Annotated in this window: 13 protein-coding genes and 1 tRNA gene; 3 read left to right on the forward strand and 11 right to left on the reverse strand. The window is 69.2% G+C overall.

All coding sequences use genetic code 11. From position 1 onward, the window contains the following. The first annotated feature begins 1 nt into the window (after position 1). On the forward strand, positions 2 to 808 hold the full coding sequence (locus tag ACY34M_RS12830) for an Fpg/Nei family DNA glycosylase (RefSeq protein ID WP_462718554.1): 807 nt from the start codon (positions 2 to 4) through the stop codon (positions 806 to 808). Positions 809 to 908: 100 nt separating this feature from the next. Continuing rightward, entirely contained in the window at positions 909 to 1,685 is a 777-nt protein-coding gene (locus ACY34M_RS12835; RefSeq protein WP_462718555.1) for an SDR family NAD(P)-dependent oxidoreductase, read from the forward strand. A 375-nt stretch (positions 1,686 to 2,060) separates the two neighbouring features. Here the strand turns inward: ACY34M_RS12835 and ACY34M_RS12840 are convergent, their stop codons facing one another. From ACY34M_RS12840 to ACY34M_RS12880, 9 genes are all read right to left on the reverse strand, one after another. Beyond that, the gene (locus ACY34M_RS12840; RefSeq protein WP_462718556.1) at positions 2,061 to 2,534 is read right to left on the reverse strand and encodes a Dps family protein; all 474 of its coding nucleotides are present in this window, start codon (positions 2,532 to 2,534) and stop codon (positions 2,061 to 2,063) included. Between the two features lie 227 nt (positions 2,535 to 2,761). Then, positions 2,762 to 3,142, reverse strand: coding sequence for a helix-turn-helix domain-containing protein (locus ACY34M_RS12845; protein WP_188336490.1), 381 nt, complete (start codon positions 3,140 to 3,142; stop codon positions 2,762 to 2,764). A gap of 109 nt (positions 3,143 to 3,251) precedes the next feature. Beyond that, complete coding sequence (locus ACY34M_RS12850; protein WP_462718557.1) at positions 3,252 to 3,821, reverse strand: CinA family protein; 570 nt, start codon at positions 3,819 to 3,821, stop codon at positions 3,252 to 3,254. Further along, on the reverse strand, positions 3,818 to 4,498 hold the full coding sequence (pgsA, locus tag ACY34M_RS12855) for a CDP-diacylglycerol--glycerol-3-phosphate 3-phosphatidyltransferase (protein ID WP_462718558.1): 681 nt from the start codon (positions 4,496 to 4,498) through the stop codon (positions 3,818 to 3,820). Before pgsA ends, ACY34M_RS12850 begins: the two co-directional genes overlap by 4 nt. Beyond that, positions 4,495 to 5,955, reverse strand: a complete 1,461-nt coding sequence (gene rimO / locus ACY34M_RS12860) for a 30S ribosomal protein S12 methylthiotransferase RimO (RefSeq protein ID WP_462718559.1) — start codon at positions 5,953 to 5,955, stop codon at positions 4,495 to 4,497. The genes pgsA and rimO overlap by 4 nt, the downstream gene beginning before the upstream one ends. A gap of 66 nt (positions 5,956 to 6,021) precedes the next feature. Next, positions 6,022 to 6,876, reverse strand: a complete 855-nt coding sequence (locus ACY34M_RS12865; protein ID WP_462718560.1) for a helix-turn-helix domain-containing protein — start codon at positions 6,874 to 6,876, stop codon at positions 6,022 to 6,024. A 218-nt stretch (positions 6,877 to 7,094) separates the two neighbouring features. Beyond that, positions 7,095 to 9,872 (reverse strand): DNA translocase FtsK, encoded by a 2,778-nt coding sequence (locus ACY34M_RS12870; RefSeq protein ID WP_462718561.1) that lies wholly within the window; start codon positions 9,870 to 9,872, stop codon positions 7,095 to 7,097. A 138-nt stretch (positions 9,873 to 10,010) separates the two neighbouring features. Next, entirely contained in the window at positions 10,011 to 10,691 is a 681-nt protein-coding gene (locus ACY34M_RS12875) for a response regulator (RefSeq protein ID WP_356378009.1), read from the reverse strand. Positions 10,692 to 10,965: 274 nt separating this feature from the next. Beyond that, complete coding sequence (locus tag ACY34M_RS12880; protein ID WP_462718562.1) at positions 10,966 to 16,512, reverse strand: HAMP domain-containing protein; 5,547 nt, start codon at positions 16,510 to 16,512, stop codon at positions 10,966 to 10,968. Between the two features lie 378 nt (positions 16,513 to 16,890). On the opposite strand from ACY34M_RS12880, the gene ACY34M_RS12885 reads away from it, so the two are divergent. After that, positions 16,891 to 19,512, forward strand: coding sequence for a SpoIIE family protein phosphatase (locus ACY34M_RS12885; protein ID WP_462718563.1), 2,622 nt, complete (start codon positions 16,891 to 16,893; stop codon positions 19,510 to 19,512). A 63-nt stretch (positions 19,513 to 19,575) separates the two neighbouring features. Here ACY34M_RS12885 and ACY34M_RS12890 read toward each other — a convergent pair. Together ACY34M_RS12890 and ACY34M_RS12895 are read right to left on the reverse strand one after the other, a co-directional pair. Beyond that, positions 19,576 to 19,648, reverse strand: a tRNA-Thr gene (locus tag ACY34M_RS12890). Between the two features lie 85 nt (positions 19,649 to 19,733). After that, positions 19,734 to 20,399, reverse strand: a complete 666-nt coding sequence (locus tag ACY34M_RS12895; RefSeq protein ID WP_462718584.1) for a DegT/DnrJ/EryC1/StrS family aminotransferase — start codon at positions 20,397 to 20,399, stop codon at positions 19,734 to 19,736. Between the last annotated feature and the right edge of the window lie 172 nt (positions 20,400 to 20,571).

Genomic DNA, 20,571 nt, shown 5'->3' on the forward strand with positions numbered 1-20,571 from the left:
CATGCCCGAAGGAGACACGGTCGCGCAGGCGGCGAAGCGGCTGCACGACGCCCTCGCGGGCCAGGTACTCACCCGCTCCGACCTGCGTGTCCCCCGGTTCGCCACGGCGGACCTCACCGGCCGCGCGGTCCTGGACGTCACCCCGCGCGGCAAGCATCTGCTGACGCGGATCGAGGGCGGCCTCACCCTCCACTCGCATCTGCGGATGGACGGCTCGTGGAAGATCTACGCGCCGGGCGAGCGCTGGCGCGGCGGCCCGGCCCACCAGATCCGCGCGATCCTCGGCAATGAGTCCCGCACCGCGGTCGGCTACCGGCTCCCGGTCCTGGAACTGCTGCGCACCACGGAGGAGTCCAAGGCCGTCGGCCATCTGGGTCCCGACCTCCTCGGACCGGACTGGGACCCGGACACCGCGCTGCGCAATCTCCTCGCCGACCCCGCGCGAGCGCTCGGCGAGGCCCTCCTCGACCAGCGCAATCTCGCGGGCATCGGGAACATCTACAAGTCCGAGCTCTGCTTCCTCCTGCGCGCCACCCCCTGGCTCCCGGTCGGCGAACTGCCCGCCGGAACGGCGGACCGTCTGCCACTGCTCGCGAAGAAGCTGCTCGAAGCGAACCGCGACCGTCCGGCTCGCGTCACCACCGGCCGCCCCCGCCCCGACGAACGCCACTACGTCTACGGCCGCTCGCATCGCCCCTGCCTGCGCTGCGGCACCCCCATCCGCACGGCCGACCAGGGCGACGGCTCCCGCGAGCGCCCCACGTACTGGTGCCCCAGCTGCCAACAGGGCCCGGCCCCCACGACGTAGCCGACCCTCACGCCCCCCTCAGCCCGCCCCCTCACAGCCGCCAAATACAACCACCGCACGACAATTGACGCCCCGTCAGAAAACCTCGTACGGTCCCTGCATGCCCGTCACCGCGTACGACCTCACCGGACGCACCGCATTCGTCACCGGCGCGGCGAGCGGCATCGGCCGCGCCTCGGCGACCCTCCTCGCGCAGGCGGGAGCCACCGTCCACTGCGCCGACCGCGACACGCAGGGCCTGCACGAGACGGCGGCCCTCATCAAGGAGAGCGGCGGCACGGCCCACACCCACACCGTCGACGTGTCCGACCGCGCCCACATCACGGAGGCCGTCGCGACCGCGACCACCACCTCGGGCGGACTCGACATCATGGCGGCCATCGCCGGGGTCATGCACAACAGCCCGGTCCTGGAGACCCGCGACGAGGACCTGGACCGCGTACTCGCGATCAACTTCAAGGGCGTGCTGTACGCGTGCCAGGAGGCGGCGCGCACCATGATCGCGGCCGGCACCCGCGGCAGCATCGTCACGATGGCCTCCGGCGCGATCGACACCGGCGGTCCGGGGCTGCTCTGCTACGGCGCGGCGAAGGCCGCCGTCGTCCAGCTCACGAAGACGCTGGCCACGGAGGTCGGCCCGCACGGCATCCGCGTCAACGCGGTGGCGCCGGGCTGGATCCGTACGCCGATGACGACCCGCCACGACGAGAGCGCCCAGGCCCACACCGAGGCGCTGATGGTGCGAATGTCGCCGCTCGGCCGGGTCGGCGCGTCCGAGGACATCGCGCACGCGGTGCTGCACCTCGCCTCGGACGCCGCGTCGTTCACGACGGGCCAGATCCTCCGCCCGAACGGAGGCGTCGCCATGCCCTGGTGACATCCCGCCGCACACCGCCCGCGACATCGCGCCCGGCGCGCACGGCTCGCGTCCGCACGCGGCGCGCGCCGTGCGACCCCGGCGCTCCCGCGACCCCGGCCGCCCGTGACTTCGGCAGCGCGTGCACGGGCAACAGGCTCAGACCCCAGCCGCCGGCGACGACCGCCCCTTCGAACACCCCGGCGTCCGGCGCGAAGGCGAGCCGCAGGGCGCCCCACCACCACAGCGCCCCGCACACGACGGCCGGCGCCCACCGGAGCACCCGCCACCCAGCCCACGCCACCGACCGCTCACCTCCGCCCGACGACCTTCGGGACCACGGACCACAGCCAATCTGCCCCGGTCCGTGGGCATCACTCGCGGGAGCCGGGGACGTCAGCCCCGGTTCTCCGCCTGGAACATCCAGTGATGCTTCTCGAGGTCGGCCGTGATCCCGATGAATATGTCCTGGCTCACGGGGTCCGCCTCACCAGTCGCGTCGACCCGCTCGCGCATCCGCGCGATGACCGCGCCGAGCGCGTCCACGAGCGTCCCCACCGCGTCCGTGTCCTTCACCCAGCCGTCGGGGGCCACGCCCACGCCACTGGTGTCCGCCACGGTCTTCGCGCGGCCGTCGGGCGGGACGCCCAGCGTCGAGGCCCGCTCGGCCACCGTGTCCGAATGCGCCCGCGCGGTGTCCACCACCTCGTCGAGCTGAAGGTGCACCGACCGGAACCGCGGACCGACCACGTTCCAGTGCACCTGCTTCGCCACAAGGGACAGGTCCACCAGGTCCACCAGGGCGCCCTGGAGCGCCTCGGCCACAGTCTTCAGGTCCGCATCCGGCAGCGGGCTCTTCACGACGTACATACGTCACCTCCGTATCGAAACCACCATCAACAATGGCACACACGGACTATTCCGGACACATCAAGACCGGCCCCACGCGGCACCCCACGCCCACCCCCTCACGCCACGCGAACGCGCCCAGCAGAAAGCGCGCAGCAGGAAGCGCGCAGCAGAGAGCCCCGGCCGATCATCTCGGCCGGGGCTCTCCCCACATTCAAGCTGGGCTCAGCACACTGAGCGCGCAGGCGCTACGCCGCTACGACGTCCACAGCCTCCGCAGGCGCCTTGATCGTCACACGTTCCGGCGGGACACCGGCCACGGAGACGGAATTGAGCATCGGACGAACCGGTGCGGGCACCGGCTCCGACGGGACGGCTGCTGCCGACTCGGCCAGCTCGGCGAGAGCGAGCTCATCGCTCACCTCGCGCATCAGCTCGGACATCCGTACGTCAAGCGCGTCGCAGATCGCGGAGAGCAGCTCGGAGGAAGCCTCCTTCTGCCCCCGCTCCACCTCGGAGAGATAGCCGAGCGAGACTCGGGCGGACGAGGAGACTTCGCGCAGAGTACGGCCCTGGCGCTGGCGCTGCCGACGCAGCACGTCACCCAGCAGGCGACGGAGCAGAATCATCGGTGGCTCCCTCCTCGGACCGCGTAGCCGCATCCTTCTCGCCCCACCGTACCGCCTTGTGCCGCGGCCGTGCGGGGAGCGATGTCGTGTTCACTCAGGGCTGCAAACATCAAAACCCCCCGTTCTGTTCCGTATCCTGTGCCCGCGCTTTCCCAGTACGTTCGCCGAAATGCGCTCCGACCAGCTCTTCGACGAGCAGTCCGAGCACGCTCCGTACACTCTCCATACGGATTTCCGTCCGAGCGCCGTTCAACCGCAGGGCGACGACTTTGTGGCTACCAGCGAAATCGGCCGCAGGCTCGGAACGATCAGTTCCCGGCCCGACCGCGGCCACATACACGGTCCCGACCGGCTGTCCGTCCTGCGGCTCGGGGCCCGCGACTCCGGTCGTGGCGACGCCCCAGTCCGCGCCCAGCGCCTCCCGCACACCGGCCGCCATGGCCAGCGCGACCTCGGGGTGCACGGGCCCGTAGGCGGCGAGCAGATCGGCGTCGACGCCGAGCAGCCGGTGCTTGAGCTCGGTCGCGTACGCCGTGACGGACCCGCGGAAGGCCTTCGAGGCTCCTGGCACCGCCACGAGCTCCGCGGCCACCAGACCGCCCGTGAGCGACTCCGCGACGGCGAGGGTCTCCCCCCGCTCCGTCAACAGGCGCAGCGCCTCGACCGCCTCGTACGTCACTTCTCGGCAGCCTCCGCCGACGCCCGCGCCGCGGCCTTCGATTCGGTGAGCCCCGCGCGGCGCAGCACGACGGCCTGCCGCACGTAGTCGAGCCCGGTCACCACCGTGAGTGCGACGGCGACCGCCATGACCCACCAGCGCAGCGTCGCGAGCGGCCCGGTCAGCGCCAGGATGTACATCCCGACGGCCGTGCCCTGCGCGAGCGTCTTCAGCTTTCCGCCACGGCTGGCGGGAATGACCCCGTACCGAATGACGATGAAACGCAGCAGCGTGATCCCGAGCTCACGCCCGAGAATCACGCCGGTCACCCACCACGGAAGATCACCGAGGGACGACAGACAGATCAGCGCGGCACCCATGATCGCTTTGTCGGCGATGGGGTCGGCGATCTTTCCGAAATCGGTGACCAGGTTGTACGAACGCGCCAAATGCCCGTCGAAAACATCCGTGATCATGGCAACGGCGAACGCCGCCCAGGCCCAGGCCCGCCACGCCGGGTCGTACCCGCCGCCGGCCAGCATGAGCGCCACGAAACCCGGCACCAGAAGGAGCCGGATCATGGTCAGGATGTTGGCGATGTTCCACAGGCTCGCCTGATTGACGGCCGCAGTGCCCAGCTTGCCTCCGGGCGAAGGCCTGCCGGTCCCGCCCGCAGCGGACGCCGGGACTCCGGTCATCTGTCCGCCTCCTCAGCGATCTCCAGCGGCTCGGCCACGAGATCGACACCTTCGGTGCCGACCACCTTTGCCTCGACCATACGGCCGATCGTCAGACCGGCGCCGCTCGTGAGACGCACCTGTCCGTCGGTCTCGGGGGCCTGGTGGGCACCGCGCCCGACGACGCCGTCCTCCTCGTCGACGGACTCGACGAGCACCTGCACGGTCTCGCCCAGGCGCTCCTCCGCGCGCTGCGACACCAGCTGCTCGGCGAGCCGGGACAGGCGCGCGAGGCGCTGCGCGACCACGTCCTCGTCGAGCTTCGTGTCGTACGTGGCGGCTTCCGTGCCCTCCTCGTCGGAGTAGCCGAACACACCGATGGCGTCGAGCCGCGCCCCGTTCAGGAACCGCTCCAGCTCCGCGTAGTCGGACTCGCTCTCGCCGGGGAAGCCCACGATGAAGTTCGACCGGACACCTGCCTGCGGTGCCTTGGACCGAATGGTGTCGAGCAGCTCCAGGAAGCGGTCGGTGTCACCGAAGCGCCGCATCGCGCGCAGCACGCCGGGCGCCGAGTGCTGGAAGGAGAGGTCGAAGTACGGGGCGACCTTCTCGGTCCCCGTCAGTACGTCGATCAGGCCCGGCCGCATCTCGGCGGGCTGGAGGTAGCTGACCCGCACGCGCTCGATGCCGTCGACCCCGGCCAGCTCGGGCAGCAGCGACTCCAGGAGCCGGATGTCGCCCAGGTCCTTGCCGTACGATGTGTTGTTCTCGGAGACCAGCATGATCTCCTTGACGCCCTGCTCGGCGAGCCAGCGCGTCTCGTTCAGTACGTCGCTGGGGCGGCGCGAGATGAAGGAGCCACGGAACGACGGGATGGCGCAGAACGAGCACCGCCGGTCGCAGCCGGACGCCAGCTTCACGGACGCGACCGGGTTGCCGTCGAGCCGGCGCCGCAGCGGGGCACGCGGCCCGGACGCGGGCGCGAGACCCTCGGGAAGATCCGTCGGGGCGTGCCCCGGAAGCGCGATCCCGGCGCCCGCCTCCTGGCGCTCGGCCGGGCTGATCGGCAGCAGCTTGCGGCGGTCGCGCGGGGCGTGCGCCTCCACACTGCCCCCGGACAGGATCGTCTGGAGGCGGCCGGAGATGTCCTCGTAGTCGTCGAAACCGAGCACACCGTCGGCCTCGGGCAGCGCCTCGGCGAGCTCCTTGCCGTAGCGCTCAGCCATGCAGCCGACCGCGACCACCGCCTGCGTTCTGCCATGACCCTTGAGGTCATTGGCTTCCAGCAGGGCGTCGACGGAGTCCTTCTTCGCGGCCTCCACGAAGCCACAGGTGTTCACGACGGCGACATCGGCTGCGTCGGCGTCCTCGACGAGCTCCCAGCCGTCCGCCTCCAAGCGGCCTGCGAGCTCCTCCGAGTCCACCTCGTTACGGGCGCAGCCAAGGGTGACAAGTGCGACGGTACGGCGTTCGGGCATGGCATCAAGACTACTTCGTCCCACTGACAGCCCCTGCCGCGAGGGGTTACCGCGAGAACACCGGACTCAGCCGACCTCGGGGTCACCCTTCGTGTACGACAGCCGCTGGACCGTGCCGGGCTTGAACTCGTCCTCGATCTGCTTGCCGTTCACGTACAGCTTGATCACGCCCGCGTTGCCGAGGACGAGGTCGATCTTCCGGTTGTCCTGGAAGGTCTTCGTCTGGCCGTCCTGCAGCAGTCCGTCGAACATGGTCCGCCCGTTGTGGTCCTTGGCGGAGATCCAGCTGCGTCCGTCCGCGGCGTTCACCTTGACGGTGACCTTGTCCGCGGGGGCCGCGGCGATCGCGCTGTCCGTCGGGTCCGGCTTCGGGTCGGCGGGCTTCTTGGTGCTGGGACTCGGCTTGGCGGTCGAGGGCTTGCTGGTCGCGGGCGTGGAGCCCTCGGCAGCCTGCTGCTGACCGTCTCCGCCGTCACCGCCGCTGAAGGCGGTGTAGCCGACGAAGGCGACCACGGCGACGATCGCCGCGACCATCGCGGCCGTCCAGTTCGGCCTGCGGGGCTCGGAACGGATGCGCTCGGTCTCGAACAGCGGGGTGGCCGGCGTCGGCGCGGGGCTTCCGCCGTGCTCGTCGTCGTACTGCTCGATCAGGGGTTCGGGATCAAGGGACACGGCACGCGCGAGCGTGCGGATGTGACCTCGCGCGTAGACGTCGCCGCCGCAGCGCGAGAAATCGTCCTGTTCGATCGCTTGGACGATCGGGATGCGCACCCGCGTCGACTGGCTGATCTCGTCGATGGTCAGACCCGCGTCGATGCGTGCCTGCTGGAGGACACGACCGATCGACGGCCGGTCGTCGTCCGCGTGCTGGATGCGGTCTTCCGAAGGGCTGTCGTCTTCAGGGGAGTTGCCGATGGACACGGGGGCGCCTTTCGAGCGTGTAGCCACCTGCTGGAGGTTCAGTGTAGGGGGGGTGTGAATGGGTGAGGCAACCGGGCGGTCGGACTTTGTACGCCATCAGAATGGCCCGCCATCCCGTTGGCGACGTACTCGGTTGCCTCCTCCCTCAACTTGACGTAGGCGACGGGGAAACGGTTGCTCCGATGCCCGTACGGGTGACGTCGTTCGAGGGGATCTTCTTAAGGTTGAGCCTCCCCGCGGATCACCGCGAGCACTCCCTCCAGCTCATCGGCTTTCACAAGAACGTCACGAGCCTTCGAACCTTCACTGGGTCCGACGATGTTCCGCGACTCCATCAAGTCCATGAGGCGTCCGGCCTTGGCGAAGCCCACGCGCAGCTTGCGCTGCAGCATGGAGGTCGAGCCGAACTGCGTGGAGACGACCAGCTCGGCGGCCGCGCACAGCAGGTCCAGGTCGTCGCCGATGTCCTCGTCGATCTCCTTCTTCTGCTTGGTTCCCACCGTGACGTCGTCCCGGAAGACGGGCGCCATCTGGTCCTTGCAGTGCTGGACGATCGCGTGGATCTCGTCCTCTATGACGAAGGCGCCCTGCATACGGGTCGGCTTGTTCGCCCCCATGGGGAGGAACAGGCCGTCGCCCTTGCCGATGAGCTTCTCGGCGCCCGGCTGGTCGAGGATGACGCGGCTGTCGGCGAGTGAGGACGTGGCGAAGGCGAGACGTGAGGGCACGTTGGCCTTGATGAGGCCGGTGACGACGTCGACCGAGGGTCGCTGGGTGGCGAGCACCAGGTGGATGCCCGCCGCGCGCGCGAGCTGTGTGATCCGGACGATGGAGTCCTCGACGTCCCTCGGCGCGACCATCATCAGGTCCGCGAGCTCGTCGACGATGACCAGCAGGTACGGGTACGCCTTGAGCTCCCGCTCACTGCCTTCGGGGGTCGTGAGCTTGCCGTCCTTGACGGCCTTGTTGAAGTCGTCGATGTGCCGGTAGCCGAAGGCCGCGAGGTCGTCGTAGCGCAGATCCATCTCCCGCACGACCCACTGGAGCGCCTCGGCGGCCTTCTTGGGGTTGGTGATGATCGGCGTGATCAGGTGCGGGATGCCCTCGTACGCGGTCAGCTCCACGCGCTTGGGGTCGACCAGGACCATCCGGACGTCCTCGGGGGTCGCCCGCATCATGATCGAGGTGATCAGACAGTTGATGCACGAGGACTTGCCGGAACCGGTGGCACCGGCGACCAGGATGTGCGGCATCTTCGCCATGTTGGCCATGACGTAGCCGCCCTCGACGTCCTTGCCGAGCGCGACCAGCATCGGGTGCTCGTCCTCGGCCGCGTCCGCGAGGCGCAGCACGTCGCCGACGTTGACCATCTCGCGGTCGGTGTTCGGGATCTCGATGCCGACCGCGGACTTGCCGGGGATCGGCGAGATGATCCGGACGTCCGGGGACGCGACGGCGTACGCGATGTTCTTCGCCAGGGCCGTGATCTTCTCGACCTTCACGGCGGGGCCGAGCTCGATCTCGTAGCGCGTGACCGTGGGGCCGCGTGTGAAGCCCGTGACGCCCGCGTCGACCTTGAACTCGGTGAAGACGGTCTGCAGCGACTCGACGACGGCGTCGTTGGCGGCGCTGCGCGACTTGCCGGGGCCACCGCGGGTGAGCAGGTCGAGGGAGGGCAGCGCGTACGTGATGTCGCCCGCGAGCTGGAGCTGCTCGGCGCGCGGCGGCAGGTCGCCGCGCGCGTCGGGCGCGGCCTTGGTCAGGTCCGGCACGCCGAGCGAGGTGGGCGTCGGCTCAGGCTCCTTCTGAGCGCCTGCCGGCGCCTTCTTGGCCCTGGCCCCCGGAACGGGCGCCGAGCGGTCCCCTGTGGACGTCTCACCGCTGTTCTCGCCGGTGCCGTCGCCGGAGACGCCCTGCGTGAGGTCCGCGACGAGCGGCGAGGGCGGCATGCCGTGCAGCACCGCGCCGTCGAGCGCGGCGGCCGCCGCCGCGGCCACGTCGACCGCGTCCATCGGCCGCTCCATCGAGGGCTGGACGGACCGCCGCGACTTGCGCCGCTTGGCGAACGCCTCCTCCTCGGCCCGGTCCGGGTCGTACGACTCCGGGGCCGGGGCCGCGGGGCGCTTGCGGGAGCGCGCGGGCGCGGCCTCGCGCCAGTCGTCCTCGTAGTCGTCCGCGGCGCCCTCGGCGAAGACCGCGTCGTCGTGCACGACGCCGAGCTTCACGCCCAGCTGGTGCAGGCGCTGCGGAATGGCGTTGACGGGCGTCGCGGTCACCACGAGCAGCCCGAACACGGTGAGCAGGACGAGCAGCGGGACCGCGAGCACCTGGGTCACCGTGAAGCTCAGCGGCGTCGCGGCGGCCCAGCCGATGAGTCCGCCGGCGTCCTTTATGGCGCGCATGCCGTCCCCGCGCGCGGGTGAGCCGCACGCGATGTGGACCTGCCCGAGCACGCCGATGACGAGCGCGGAGAGGCCGATCACGATCCGCCCGTTGGCCTCGGGCTTCTCGGGGTGCCGGATGAGGCGTACGGCGATGATCCCGAGCAGGATCGGCACCAGCAGGTCGAGGCGGCCGAACGCGCCGGTGACCAGCATGTCGACGAGGTCGCCGACCGGGCCCTGCAGATTCGACCAGGTACCGGCCGCGCAGATCAGCCCGACGCCGAGCAGCAGCAGCGCGAGCCCGTCCTTGCGGTGCGCCGGGTCGAGCCCCTTGGCGCCACGCCCTATGCCGCGGAACATCGCCCCCACGCTGTGCGCGACACCGAGCCACAGGGCGCGTACGAGCTTGTACAGGCCCCCGGTCGGATTGGGTGCCGGCTTCGGTGCGGGCTTTTTCGCGACGGACTTCTTGGCGGGTGCCTTCTTCGGCGCCGGCTTCTTGGCCGCGGTCTTCTTCGCGGGGCCTTTTTGGGCAGCGGCCTTCTTCGCCGGAGCCTTGGTCGGCGCCGTCTTCTTCGCGGGCGTCTTCTTGGCTGCGGGACGAGAGGCCATGGGTGTGAGGTTACCGGTGGAGAGGACCTTGGACACGTGTGCCCACCGCTTCACCCGATCGTGTCGCGGGCTGCCGGGGAGGAAACTGACGTGTCCTCAAAGCCCGAGCGGTGCCCCCGGTTCAGGGGGCCTTCCGCCTCAGTTCTGGGACGGCAGCGAGGGCGCGCCGCTCCCCGTGCCGGGCTCCAGAGCGTCAAGTGCTCTGCGCAGTCCGGTGAGTTTGCGCTCCAGGTGTGCCGCCGTGGCGACCGCCGCCGCGTCCGCGGACTCGTCGTCCAGCTGCTTCGACAGCGCCTCGGCCTGCTCCTCGACCGCGGCGAGCCGCGCGGACAGCTCGGCGAGCAGCCCAGCGGGCTCCTTGCTGTCCCCGATGGCCTTGCCGCCGCCCTCCAGCTGGAGCCGCAGCAGCGCCGCCTGCTCCCGGAGCTGGCAGTTCTTCATGTACAGCTCGACGAACACCGAGACCTTGGCGCGCAGCACCCAGGGGTCGAACGGCTTGGAGATGTAGTCCACCGCCCCCGCCGCGTAGCCACGGAACGTGTGATGCGGTCCGTGGTTGATCGCGGTGAGGAAGATGATCGGAATGTCCCGTGTCCGCTCGCGGCGCTTGATGTGCGCAGCGGTTTCGAATCCGTCCATTCCTGGCATCTGAACGTCCAGCAGAATGACCGCGAAATCGTCCGTGAGCAGCGCCTTCAGCGCTTCCTCCCCGGACGATGCCCGTACCAGTGTCTGATCGAGCGCGGAGAGGATGGCCTCCAGCGCCAGCAGATTCTCCGGCCGGTCATCGACCAGGAGGATCTTGGCCTTCTGCACCATGGCCCGCCCTCCTCGCCCCGGCATGGGGCCGCCCCTGTCCGCAGGACTCGGGGAGGCTCCTTTCGCCACCCCAGGGAACGACTCCCTTGCGCCGTCCGTCCTTGTGCCGGTCATCGTAGCCGCACCCCGCCTGTCGCCACACCCTGTCACCGCGATGTCACCGTGCACGTAGCAGAAACGCGGTGGGAGACCAGAAGGTTCCCCGAATCCCGCGCCTCTACACGACTTCGACCACACTCAGTCAGCAACTCATCTTGAACATTCCCGTTTCCGGTCACTCACCATGCATCCACCGCTCCATCACAGAGAGCAAATGGTCCGGATCGACCGGCTTTGTCACGTAGTCGGAAGCGCCCGATTCGATGGCCTTCTCCCGGTCGCCCTTCATCGCCTTCGCGGTGAGCGCGATGATCGGCAGCCCGGCGAACTGAGGCATCCTACGGATCGCCGTCGTCGTCGCGTAGCCGTCCATCTCCGGCATCATGATGTCCATCAGCACAACTGTCACATCGTCGTGCTGTTCGAGGACCTCGATGCCCTCACGCCCGTTCTCCGCGTACAGGACCGACAGGCCCTGCTGCTCCAGGACGCTGGTCAGCGCGAACACGTTACGGATGTCGTCGTCGACGATGAGCACCTTCTCGCCGCCGAACAGCAGCCCGCTGCGGGGCGCGGGCGCGCTCCGCTCGGCCGCGCCCGACGCAGCGCTCCCCATGCCGTCCCAGGCCTCCTCAGCGCGCTCCTGTGCGGGCATCGGCTGGCTCTGCGGCACCGTCCGCTCGGGCGGCGGCGTCGCGATCGGGGTCGCCCTGCGCCGCCGCCGGAACAGCGCCGCGGGGCCGTTCTGGGTGTCCTGGTACGACCTCACCTCGGCCGGGGTCTCCACCTCGGCGGGCTCGGGCGCCGCGTCGATGGCGAGCCGCTCCCCCGGTTCGATGGTCGGCGCGAGCTGCGCGTAGCCCTGGGGCGGCAGCTCGCTCGGGTGCATCGGCAGGTACAGCGTGAACGTCGAGCCACGTCCGGGCTCGCTCTGCGCGTGGATCTCGCCGCCCAGGAGGCGGGCGATCTCGCGGCTGATGGACAGGCCGAGGCCCGTACCGCCGTACTTGCGGCTCGTCGTGCCGTCGGCCTGCTTGAACGCCTCGAAGATGACGCGCATCTTGCTGGCCGCGATGCCGATGCCGGTGTCGGTCACCGAGAAGGCGATCACATCGCCGTCGACCTCGGTCAACGAGCCCGCTTCCAGGAGCTGTTCACGGATCGCGTTCGGCACGTCGGCGCCGGCCGGCCTGATGACGAGTTCGACGGCACCGGAGTCGGTGAACTTCACCGCGTTCGACAGCAGGTTGCGCAGCACCTGAAGGAGGCGCTGTTCGTCGGTGTGCAACGTGGTGGGCAGTTCCGGCGACACCCTTACGGAGAAGTCCAGTTGCTTCTCCGCGGTGAGCGGCCGGAACGTGGCCTCTACGTAGTCGACGAGTTGCACCAGGGCGATGCGCGTCGGCGAGACGTCCATCTTGCCCGCCTCGACCTTCGACAGGTCCAGGATGTCGTTGATCAGCTGGAGCAGGTCGGAGCCCGCTCCGTGGATCGTCTCGGCGAACTCGACCTGCTTCGGCGTGAGGTTCGCGTCGGCGTTGTCCGCCAGCAACTTGGCAAGGATGAGCAGCGAGTTGAGCGGCGTACGCAGCTCGTGCGACATGTTGGCGAGGAACTCGCTCTTGTAGCGCATCGAGACGGCGAGCTGCTCGGCGCGCTCCTCCAGGACCTGCCGCGCCTCTTCGATCTCGGTGTTCTTCACCTCGATGTCGCGGTTCTGCTGGGCGAGCAGTTCGGCCTTCTCCTCCAGCTCGGCGTTGGACGCCTGGAGGGCCTTCTGCCGGTTCTCCAGCTCGGCCGAGCGCTCCCGGAGCTGCTCGGTCAGCTCCTGCGACTGCCGCAGCAGGACCTCGGTCTTGGTGTTGACCGAGATCGTGTTGACGCTCGTCGCGATCATCTCGGCGATCTGGTTCAGGAAGTCCTTCTGGATCTGCGTGAAGGGCGTGAAGGACGCCAGCTCGATCACGCCGAGCACCGTGCCTTCGAAGAGCACGGGGATCACGATGACCTGCGCCGGAGGCGCCTCACCGAGCCCGGAGGCGATCTTCAGATAGCCGCTCGGCGCGTTGTCCACGAGGATCGTGCGCTTCTCCTGCGCGGCCGTCCCGATCAGCGTCTCGCCCGGCCGGAAGGCCGTCGGCATGGCGCCCATGGAGTAGCCGTAGCTCCCGCACATGCGCAGCTCGTACGCGTCCTCCTCCGAGGTCGCCGCGTCCGCGCCGTCGTCCAGGGGCAGTGCCAGGAAGAACGCGCCGTGCTGCGCCGACACCACAGGCGTGAGCTCGCTCATGATGAGCCCCGCGACGTCGTCGAGGTCGCGGCGGCCCTGCATGAGACCCGAGATGCGCGCCAGGTTGCCCTTGAGCCAGTCCTGCTCCTCGTTGGCGATCGTGGTGTCGCGCAGGTTCGAGATCATCTTGTTGATGTTGTCCTGGAGGACCTGGATCTCACCCGCGGCGTCGACGTCGATCTTGAGATTGAGGTCGCCGCGGGTCACCGCGGTGGCGACGGCCGCGATGGCGCGCACCTGACGGGTCAGGTTCCCGGCCATCTCGTTCACGGACTCGGTCAGATCGCGCCACGTGCCGTCCACGTCGCGCACCCGCGCCTGGCCGCCCAGCTGGCCCTCGGTGCCCACCTCACGGGCCACGCGGGTCACCTGCTCGGCGAACGACGACAGCTGGTCGACCATCGTGTTGATCGTGGTCTTCAGCTCGAGAATCTCGCCGCGCGCATCGATGTCGATCTTCTTGGTCAGGTCGCCCTTGGCGATGGCGGTCGTGACCATCGCGATGTTGCGCACCTGACCGGTCAGGTTCGAGGCCATGCCGTTCACGGACTCGGTCAGGTCCTTCCACGTACCGGACACTCCGGGTACGCGGGCCTGGCCGCCGAGGATGCCGTCGGTGCCCACCTCGCGGGCCACCTTGGTGACCTGGTCGGCGAACGAACTCAGCGTCCGCACCATCGTGTTGAACGTGTCGGCGAGCTGCGCGACCTCGCCGCGCGCCTCGATCGTGACCTGGCGGGTCAGGTCGCCGTTGGCCACCGCGTTGGCGACCTGGGAGATGTTGCGCACCTGCATGGTCAGGTTGTTGGCCATGAGGTTCACGTTGTCGCTCAGGTCCTTCCAGATGCCCGTGACACCCGGAACCCTTGCCTGACCGCCCAGTTGCCCCTCGGTGCCCACTTCACGGGCCACCCGGGTCACCTGCTCGGCGAACGACGACAGCTGGTCCACCATCGTGTTCACCGTGGTGACGAGTTCGAGGATCTCGCCCTTGGCGTCGACGGTGATCTTCTTGGAGAGGTCGCCGCGCGCCACCGCGGTCGTGACCTCGGCGATGTTCCGCACCTGAAGCGTCAGGTTGTTGGCCATGCCGTTCACGGACTGCGTCAGGTCCTTCCACGTACCCGACACTCCCTGCACCTCGGCCTGACCGCCGAGGATGCCGTCCGTCCCCACCTCGCGGGCCACCCGCGTCACCTGCTCGGCGAAGGCCGACAGCTGGTCCACCATCGTGTTGAGGGTGTTCTTCAGCTCCAGGATCTCGCCGCGCGCGTCCACGTCGATCTTCTGCGACAGGTCACCACGCGCCACCGCCGTGGCGACCTGGGCGATGTTGCGCACCTGGGCCGTGAGGTTGCCGGCCATGCCGTTCACGGAGTCCGTCAGATCGCGCCACACGCCGGCCACGCCGGGCACCTGCGCCTGGCCGCCCAGACGGCCCTCCGTGCCCACCTCGCGGGCCACGCGGGTCACCTGGTCCGCGAAGGCCGAGAGCTGGTCGACCATCGTGTTGATGGTGTTCTTCAGCTCCAGGATCTCGCCGCGGGCATCCACGTCGATCTTCTGCGACAGGTCACCACGCGCCACCGCGGTCGTGACCTGAGCGATCTGCCGCACCTGTGACGTCAGGTTTCCGGCCATGAAGTTGACGGAGTCGGTCAGTTCCTTCCAGGTGCCGCTCACGCCGTCCACGCGGGCCTGGCCGCCGAGGCGGCCCTCCGTGCCCACGTCTCGGGCCATCCGCGTCACCTGGTCGGCGAAGCTCGACAGCTGGTCCACCATCGTGTTCACGGTGTTCTTCAGCTGGAGCATCTCGCCGGAGACGTCGACGGTGACCTTCTGCGACAGGTCACCGTTCGCCACAGCCGTCGTCACCTGGGCAATGTTGCGCACCTGCCCGGTGAGGTTCCGGAAAGCCGTGTTGACGGAGTCGGTCAGGTCCTTCCACGTACCGGCGGCGCCCGGTACGAGGGCCTGGCCGCCCAGCTCACCCTCGACACCGATCTCACGAGCAACGCGCGTCACTTCGGAACCGAAGGCGGACAGCTGGTCCACCATCGTGTTCACGGTGTTCTTCAGCTCGAGCATTTCACCGGCGACGTCGACGGTGACCTTCTGCGACAGGTCACCGTTCGCCACAGCCGTGGTGACGGTCGCGATGTCCCGCACCTGAGTTGTGAGGTTCCGGAAAACCGTGTTCACCGAATCGGTGAGGTCCTTCCACGTGCCGGCGGCTCCCGGCACATTGGCCTGGCCACCGAGCTGACCCTCTGCACCGACCTCGTTGGCCACACGCGTGACCTCGTCCGCGAAGGTCCGCAGCGTCTCCGTCATCTGGTTGATGGTCTCGGCGAGCTGGGCGACCTCGCCGCGCGCCGACACCGTCACCTTCTGGGACAGGTCACCGTTGGCCACAGCCGTCGTGACCTGGGCGATTCCACGCACCTGGGCGGTCAGGTTGCCGGCCATGAGGTTCACCGAATCGGTGAGGTCCTTCCACACGCCTGCCACACCGGGCACCTGCGCCTGGCCGCCGAGCTCACCCTCCGTGCCCACTTCCCGGGCCACACGGGTGACCTCGGAGGAGAACGACGACAGCTGGTCCACCATCGTGTTCACGGTGTTCTTGAGCTCGAGCATCTCGCCCGCGACGTGAACCGTGACCTTTCGGGACAGGTCACCCTTGGCCACCGCGGTGGTGACGAGAGCAATGTCACGTACCTGCGCCGTCAGCCGGTACGCCATCGTGTTGACGGAATCCGTGAGATCCTTCCACGAACCGGACATTCCACGTACGCGCGCCTGACCACCGAGCTTGCCCTCGGTACCCACCTCGCTGGCCACGCGCGTGACCTCGTCGGTGAACGTGGAGAGCTGGTCGACCAGATTGTTGACGGTCCGGCCGACCTTCAGGAATTCACCGCGCAGCGGATGCCCGTTGCCCTCCGGCTTCCCTTCCGGCACCTGGGCCCGCAGCTCCATGCGGGGCGACAGATCGCCCTCCGCGACCGCCGAGAGCACCCTCCCGACCTCTGAGACGGGCCGTACGAGGTCGTCCACGAGCGCGTTGGACGCATTGATCGCCGCGGCCCAGGAGCCCTCACAGGCGCCCGTCTCGAGCCGCTCGGTGAGCTTGCCCTCGCGTCCGACCATGCGCCGCACCCGGGACATCTCGCCCGTCAGGTGCAGATTCCGGTCCGCCACCTCGTTGAAGACGGCCGCGATCTCCGACATCACCCCGTCGCCGCTGACGGTCAGCCTCTTGCGGAAATTTCCGTCTCTCATGGCGACCAGACCTGCGAGCAGTCGGTTCAGCGCCGCGGTATCCACCGTCGTCGTGCCGCTGCCACCGCGCGTTTTGCGCTGTTTCGTCAGGGACTGTCCGCCTTCTGCGCGCGCCTTCTTGCTTCGCGTCGCTGCGCCAGACTCCACTGTGTCCCTCCCGCAGGGATCGACCTGTACTGCTCGGGTAGCTCGGGTTTCTCGGATTCGCTTCTACCGTCGCATCAACACTTCAATGCGTTCTTCTATGGAAGCTTGCCCAGTGTTTCACCATGGCTGAACCAGGCCATAACAGTTCGGCAGCTTCGCACACCGTCCGCACACCCTCCGGACGGAAACACAGACGACCGGCATCCGCATGGACGGCGAAGGTAAGTAACCTTGCATGCGGCTGTCCACCCACCCCGGTCCGCCCGGCCTGGGCGGTGGCGGAAAACGAGCGGGCATCGGAGGGGCGGCCGAGACATGGGTACGGGAGACCTGGGCCTCGACACTCGTACAACGGGTACAACTCGTACAGGGAGTTCTGTGATCACCGCGCGCGCGGCCGCCACTTTCGAACCGGTCGGGCGATCCGTCGCGACCGCCCGCTCCTTCGTGCGCGACACCCTCCAAGGGTGGGGCCATGCCGACATCATCGACGACGCGGTCGTGCTGACCAGCGAACTCGTGACAAATGCCGTGGTCCACGCGGGCACATCCGCGGAGGTCACGTGCCTGCGAAGTGAGGATCACGTACGGATCGAGGTCGCCGACCGGTACCCGGAGCGCGAGATTCCGCTGCAGTCGTCGGCCATGAACATGGGGAGCCCGGACCGCGAGGGCGGCCGCGGCCTCCAGCTCTGCGCCGCGCTCGCCACCCGCTGGGGCGTCGACTATTCGGCCACGCACAAGCGGGTCTGGTTCCAACTCGACCTGCCCGAGCGCTCCGTTGGAACCCGCGCCGCGGGCCCCAACCTCCCCACGGACCTCCTCCCGCTCGCGGACGAGCGGGTCCGCGTGGCCGTCGTCCAGATCGACCGCGTCGGCGCGATCACCGGCTGGAACGAGGACGCACAGGATCTCTTCGGCTACGCGGCCGATCAGGTCGTCGGCAAGCCCCTCACCGACTTCGCGGCCTGGCCGCACACGCCCGGCATCAGCACGGGCATCGCCGAAGCGCTCCAACTCTCACGCTGGGAGGGCAGCTACGGCATCCGTGGCGCCAGCGGCCGTGTGACCCCCGTATACGCCTCGCACCTGCGCGTACGCGATACCGACGGCGAGCCGTCGACCGTCTGTCTCCTGGTCCGCGACCACGAGCGCGCCGTCCTCCAGACGCCGCTGCGCCTGCCCTCGCCCGATCCCGCCACGCACTCCGAGAGCCCCGGCTCCGACGCGTTCGAGGTTTTTATCGGCTCGCCGGCCCCCGACGACCTCGACGGGCTGCTCCAGCGCACCGTGGAGCGCGCCCGCGACATGCTGGACGGCGACTCCGCGTTCCTCCTGCTGGCCACCGACGACGAGACGGAGCTGGAGGTCCGCGCCTCGACCGGCCTGCCCTCCGCACGGCAGCGCTTCGCGCGCGTACCCGTCGAAGTCGGCCCCAACCGCTACGGTTCGGCCCGTATGCCCGCCGTGCACGAGGATCTCACCCAAGTCCCCGGCGCCGTCCCGCTCTTGAACGGCACGGGCATGCGCTCGGTCGTCACGGTCCCCCTCAAGGTCGAGGGCCGCCTCACGGGCTCCCTGGGCGTCGCCGCGGAGGCCCCTGACCGCTACTCGAACGAAGAGGCGCTGCGCCTTCAGTTCGCCGCGGACCGCATCGCGCTGGCCGTCGAATCGGCCCGCCTTGGGGAGCTGGAAAAGCTCCGCCGCGGTTCACTCAGCTTCCTTGTCGAGGCCTCCGACCTCCTGGCGGGCACGCTCGACCGCGACCAGACCCTGGCGCTCATGGCCCAGATGACCGTCCCGACCCTCGCCACGTGGTGCGCGGTCTACACGATCGCCGACCAGGCCTCGGACCCGTACCTCTCCTATGTGCTGCACGAGGACGAGGAACGCATCGACGGCCTCAAGGCGCTCCTTTCGAAGATCGCCCCGCCGGACCCGGTCCCGACTCCGGGCGCCCGCGTCTGGCCCGCCCCCGCGGAGGCGGCCCACGAGGCCGCTCTGCGTACGTCCATGAGAAGCCTGGGACTCGGCGAACCGGCGAGCGTCAGCTCCGGCATCGGCACGACGCTCCAGACGGCGTCCGCCGTCGGCGGCGAAACCGTCGTACTCCCCCTGGTCGCTCGTAACCGCGTCATCGGCATGCTGACGCTCGGCAAGCCGACCGACGAGCACTTCCGCCAGGAAATCCTGGAGCTGGCCGAGGACTTGAGCCGCAGGGCGGCCCTGGCCCTCGACAACGCGCGCCTCTACTCGGAGCGCATGGCCATCAGCCAGTCCCTCCAGCGCAGCCTGCTGCCGCCGGAGCTCCCCGACGTCCCCGGCGTCGAGGTGGAGGTCATCTACCGCGCGGCCGGCGAGGGCAACGAGGTGGGCGGCGACTTCTACGACCTGTTCCCCATCCGGGACGGCGCGTACGGCTTCGCCATCGGCGACGTCTGCGGCACGGGCCCGGAGGCGGCGGCCGTCACCGGCCTGGCCCGCCACGCCCTGCGCCTGCTCGCCCGCGAGGGCTTCGGCGGTCCCGCGGTCCTGGAGCGCCTGAACGCGGCGATCCTCGACGAGGGCGCCCGCAGCCGCTTCCTCACCCTGCTCTACGGGGAGTTGTGGCCCCAGGAGGACGGCTCGGCGATCCTGAAGATGGTCTGCGCCGGCCACCCGCTGCCGCTGCGCCTGCGCCAGGACGGCACTGTGGCGCCGTACGCCGAGCCCCAGCCGCTGCTCGGCGTCATGGACGACCTGGAGCTGTACGAGCAGACGCTGACGCTCGATCCGGGCGACGTCCTGCTCTGCGTCACGGACGGCATCACGGAGCGCCGTGAGGGCAGCCGCATGCTCGGCGACGACGGCCTGGCCGATGTCCTGTCCACCTGTACGGGCCTGACGGCCGGTGCGGTCGCCGCTCGCATCATGCGCGCCGTGGAGCGCTTCGCCGCTGACGCCCCGTCGGACGACATGGCGATCCTCGCGATGCGCGTGCCGGGCATCCACCACGACTGAGGCCCAGTGGGGCGGGGGCAACGAAAAAGGCCCCCGCCCGATGGGCGGAGGCCTCAATTCCCGAGCCCCCAAGCGGAATCGAACCGCTGACCTTCTCCTTACCATGGAGACGCTCTACCGACTGAGCTATAGGGGCCTGTCGCTTTCGCGGTTTCCCGCTCGGCAACGACATAAAGCTTACCTGATGTTGAGGCCCCTTCGAACCACCCACCAGGGCGGTCCTAGAAGGCCGGCTGCAGCAATCCGCCCAATGCGTTGCAGGCGTGCACGACCCGCTGCAACTGCCGCCGCGTCATCGCCGCGTCGATCGGCAGAGCGAGCGTCTCATCGGCGGCCAACTCGGTTTCCGGGAGCGCGATGTCGTACCGGAAACCCGGCAGTCGGTGCACCGGTGTCTTCACCGGCACCCGACACTCGACGCCCTTGCCGCGCAACACACGAGCGAAAGCGTCCCGATCCGGCCGCCCATTACCGGGCACCCGCACCACGTACTGCTGATACGTGTGTCCGTCCTGCCCCACGGGGGTCCTGACGCCACTGAGCCGCGCGCTCAAATAGGCGGCGTGCACCCGGCGTCGAGCCACTTCGTCGTACGACTTCTCGGACTCCCCCGGCTCCTCCAGTACGAGCAGACCGTGGCGTCGCCCCAGCTCCCGCAGCCTGGCGACATCGGCCCGATGCCCGAATCGGTGCACGGCGACGACCGCGGCGGTCCGCCCGCTCACATTGGCAGCGACCTGAGAGGGATCGATGCAGTACGTCTCAGGGTGGATGTCGGCGAAGGCCGGTACGGCTCCCGCCAGCACGACGGCCTCGGCCACCTCGGTGTTCCCGAAGGCCGGCACGATGACTTCGTCTCCGGTACCGACGCCTGCGGCTCGCAGCATTTCAACTGTGCCCATGTCAGGGATCGTGCCCCGAGGACGTGAACGACGGGTGACGGGCAACAAAAAAGAGCTGGTCCCTGAACCAAAGGTCCAGGAACCAGCTCTTTATGAAAGATAGTTCGGCGGCGTCCTACTCTCCCACAGGGTCCCCCCTGCAGTACCATCGGCGCTG

This window comes from Streptomyces sp. EDA2-14 (genome assembly GCF_054963755.1).

Bases quoted from the DNA above. Each gene is read 5' to 3' on its own strand.
- ACY34M_RS12830 (WP_462718554.1), top strand. From the start codon at position 2: ATGCCCGAAGGAGACACGGTCGCGCAGGCGGCGAAGCGGCTGCACGAC.
- ACY34M_RS12835 (WP_462718555.1), top strand. From the start codon at position 909: ATGCCCGTCACCGCGTACGACCTCACCGGACGCACCGCATTCGTCACC.
- ACY34M_RS12840 (WP_462718556.1), bottom strand. From the start codon at position 2,534: ATGTACGTCGTGAAGAGCCCGCTGCCGGATGCGGACCTGAAGACTGTG.
- ACY34M_RS12845 (WP_188336490.1), bottom strand. From the start codon at position 3,142: ATGATTCTGCTCCGTCGCCTGCTGGGTGACGTGCTGCGTCGGCAGCGC.
- pgsA (WP_462718558.1), bottom strand. From the start codon at position 4,498: ATGACCGGAGTCCCGGCGTCCGCTGCGGGCGGGACCGGCAGGCCTTCG.
- rimO (WP_462718559.1), bottom strand. From the start codon at position 5,955: ATGCCCGAACGCCGTACCGTCGCACTTGTCACCCTTGGCTGCGCCCGT.
- ACY34M_RS12870 (WP_462718561.1), bottom strand. From the start codon at position 9,872: ATGGCCTCTCGTCCCGCAGCCAAGAAGACGCCCGCGAAGAAGACGGCG.
- ACY34M_RS12875 (WP_356378009.1), bottom strand. From the start codon at position 10,691: ATGGTGCAGAAGGCCAAGATCCTCCTGGTCGATGACCGGCCGGAGAAT.
- ACY34M_RS12895 (WP_462718584.1), bottom strand. From the start codon at position 20,399: ATGCTGCGAGCCGCAGGCGTCGGTACCGGAGACGAAGTCATCGTGCCG.